Raw genomic sequence first — 2,562 nt, 5'->3', positions numbered from 1 at the left:
CGCCGAATGGCGCGATTTCCTGGCGCTGACCAAGCCCCGGGTCATGACGCTCGTCGTCTTCACCGCGCTATGCGGCATGCTCGCCGCGCCTGTGCCGATCGACCCGGTGCTCGGCTTCACCGCGATCCTGTGCATCGCGCTCGCCGCGGGGGCCGCGGGCGCGCTGAACCAATGGTATGAGGCCGACATCGACGCGATGATGCGCCGCACCGCCAAGCGTCCGCTGCCCGGCGGACGCATGGACCGGCAGTCGGCGCTGCACTTCGGCGTCGGGCTCGGCGCCTTTTCGGTCATCCTGATGGGGCTTGCGCTCAACGTGATGGCGGCGGCGATCTTGGCGGTCTCTATCCTGTTCTACGTGCTGGTCTATACCGTCTGGCTCAAGCGCCGGACGCCGCAGAACATCGTCATCGGCGGAGCCGCGGGCGCGTTCCCGCCGCTGATCGGCTGGGCAGCGGCGACCGGCGAGATCGGCGTGCTGCCGGTGCTGCTGTTCCTGCTCGTGTTCCTGTGGACCCCGCCGCATTTCTGGGCGCTCGCGCTGTTCGTCGAGATCGATTACGCCAATGCCGGCGTGCCGATGCTCCCCGTCGTCGCGGGCGAGCGGGTGACGCGCACCCAGATCGGCCTCTACACCATCCCGATGGCGATCGCCGCAGTCGCACCGTGGCCGCTCGGGCTCACCGGGCCGATTTACGGCGCGGTGGCGGTGGCTACGACCGCGGTCTTCGCCTGGCTCGCCTTCGTCGTGGCGACCCGCACCACGCGCAAGCCCGATCCGATGGTCGCCGAAAAGCGCCTGTTCAAATATTCGATCCTGTACCTGTTCGTCGTCTTCGGCGCGCTCGTCGTAGACCGGTGGTTCGCATGATCCCTACCCAGGACGAAGTCCGCCAAGAGCAGACCGCCGAAATCCGCCGCCGCCAGAAGGCGCGCGCGACGATCATGGCGGTGCTCATGGGCGCGCTGGTGATCCTCATCTTCGCGGTTTCGATCGCCAAGATCCGCGCCGGAATGCCGCACGGATGACCCGCCAGACTCGTACCGCAGGGCTCGCGGTACTGTTCATCTGCTTCATGACTGGGCTCGCCTGGGCCAGCGTGCCGCTCTACCGCCTGTTCTGCGCCGCCACGGGGCTGAACGGCACCACCCAGCGCGGCCTCGCTGCTCCGGGTGCGGTGAATCACCAAGTCCGCATCGACTTCGACGCCAATGTCAGCCCCAAGCTGCCCTGGGTCTTCAAACCCGAGAACCCGCACGAGCTGGTCGACGTCGGCGCACGCGACATGGTGTTCTTCACCGCCACCAACCGCTCGGCCAAGCCGATCACCGGCACTGCGACCTTCAACGTGACCCCGGCACAGGCGGGCAAGTATTTCACCAAGATCCAGTGTTTCTGCTTCACGCAGCAGACGCTGAAGCCAGGCGAGACCGCGCGGATGCCGGTCATCTTCTTCGTCGATCCGAAAATCCTCGCCGACCCCGACGCCGCGGACATCCAGACGATCACGCTCAGCTACACGTTTTACCCGGTGGATTCTGCCAAAGGCGCAAGCTAAAGCGGCACAACAGACGGACCGACAGGGAACGACGAATGGCCGGCGCCAAGAACCACGATTACCATATCCTGCCCCCCAGCATTTGGCCGCTGGTCGGCGCCTTCTCCGCGCTGGCGATGGCGGCGGGCGGCATCCTGTGGATGCACGGTGGTCACGTCGACAAGCCCAACGGCGGCGGCTGGGTGTTCCTGATCGGCCTCGCCGGCGTGCTGTTCACGATGTACTCCTGGTGGGCAGACGTGGTGCGCGAGGCGCATCACGGCGATCACACGCCGGTCGTCCAGCTCCACTTCCGCTACGGCATGATCCTGTTCATCGCGTCCGAAGTGATGTTCTTCGTCGGCTGGTTTTGGGCGTTCTTCGACTTCTCGCTCTTCCCGACCGCGATGACCTTCGTCGATGGCCAGGTCGAACGCGCCGCCGAAGGCGCGGCCGCGGTCGCCGCGAGCTGGCCGCCCAAGGGACTGGAGGTCATCAACGCCTTCGAGCTGCCGCTGCTCAACACCCTGATCCTGCTGACCAGCGGCACCACCGTCACCTGGGCGCACCACGCGCTGATCCATGGCCAGCGCGGCGGCGCGAAGACCGGTGCCTGGGGCCTGATCGGCGTCGGCAACCGCGACGGCGTGCTCAAGGGATTGTGGCTGACCGTGATCCTGGGCGCGCTGTTCACGTCGATCCAGGCCTATGAGTACGCGCATGCGCCGTTCCCGTTCAAGGGCATCAACTACGGCGCGTCCTTCTTCATGGCGACCGGCTTTCACGGCTTCCACGTCCTGATCGGCACCATCTTCCTCGCGGTGTGCCTGATTCGCGCGTACAAGGGCGACTTCACCCCGCGCCAGCATTTCGGCTTCGAAGCCGCGGCCTGGTACTGGCATTTCGTCGACGTCGTGTGGCTGTTCCTGTTCGTCACCGTCTACGTCTGGGGCGGCTGGGGCGCGCCGATCGAGGGCGGTTGAGCACAAACCCCCCGGGCGCGCCGCGCCCAAACGGATGGTGC

General features: G+C 66.5%; 4 protein-coding genes. All 4 read left to right on the top strand.

All coding sequences use genetic code 11. The annotated features are described in order from the left end of the window. Positions 1–871 (top strand): heme o synthase (locus ACE5C1_RS11655; protein ID WP_374944246.1); only part of this gene is annotated, 871 nt, incomplete at its 5' end. Beyond that, entirely contained in the window at positions 868–1,029 is a 162-nt protein-coding gene (locus tag ACE5C1_RS11650) for a hypothetical protein (protein WP_374944245.1), read from the top strand. The genes ACE5C1_RS11655 and ACE5C1_RS11650, both read left to right, overlap by 4 nt. Beyond that, positions 1,026–1,559 carry a cytochrome c oxidase assembly protein gene (locus tag ACE5C1_RS11645; protein WP_374944244.1) on the top strand — a complete coding sequence of 178 codons (534 nt, stop codon included), beginning with the start codon at positions 1,026–1,028 and terminating at the stop codon, positions 1,557–1,559. The genes ACE5C1_RS11650 and ACE5C1_RS11645 overlap by 4 nt, the downstream gene beginning before the upstream one ends. A 35-nt stretch (positions 1,560–1,594) precedes the next feature. Then, positions 1,595–2,521, top strand: a complete 927-nt coding sequence (locus ACE5C1_RS11640) for a cytochrome c oxidase subunit 3 (RefSeq protein WP_374944243.1) — start codon at positions 1,595–1,597, stop codon at positions 2,519–2,521. The last annotated feature ends 41 nt before the right edge of the window (positions 2,522–2,562 follow it).

The sequence above is a fragment of the Sphingomonas sp. genome (assembly GCF_964263785.1).
Lineage (GTDB): Bacteria > Pseudomonadota > Alphaproteobacteria > Sphingomonadales > Sphingomonadaceae > Sphingomonas.
This window is presented reverse-complemented; position numbering and strand designations above follow the sequence as displayed.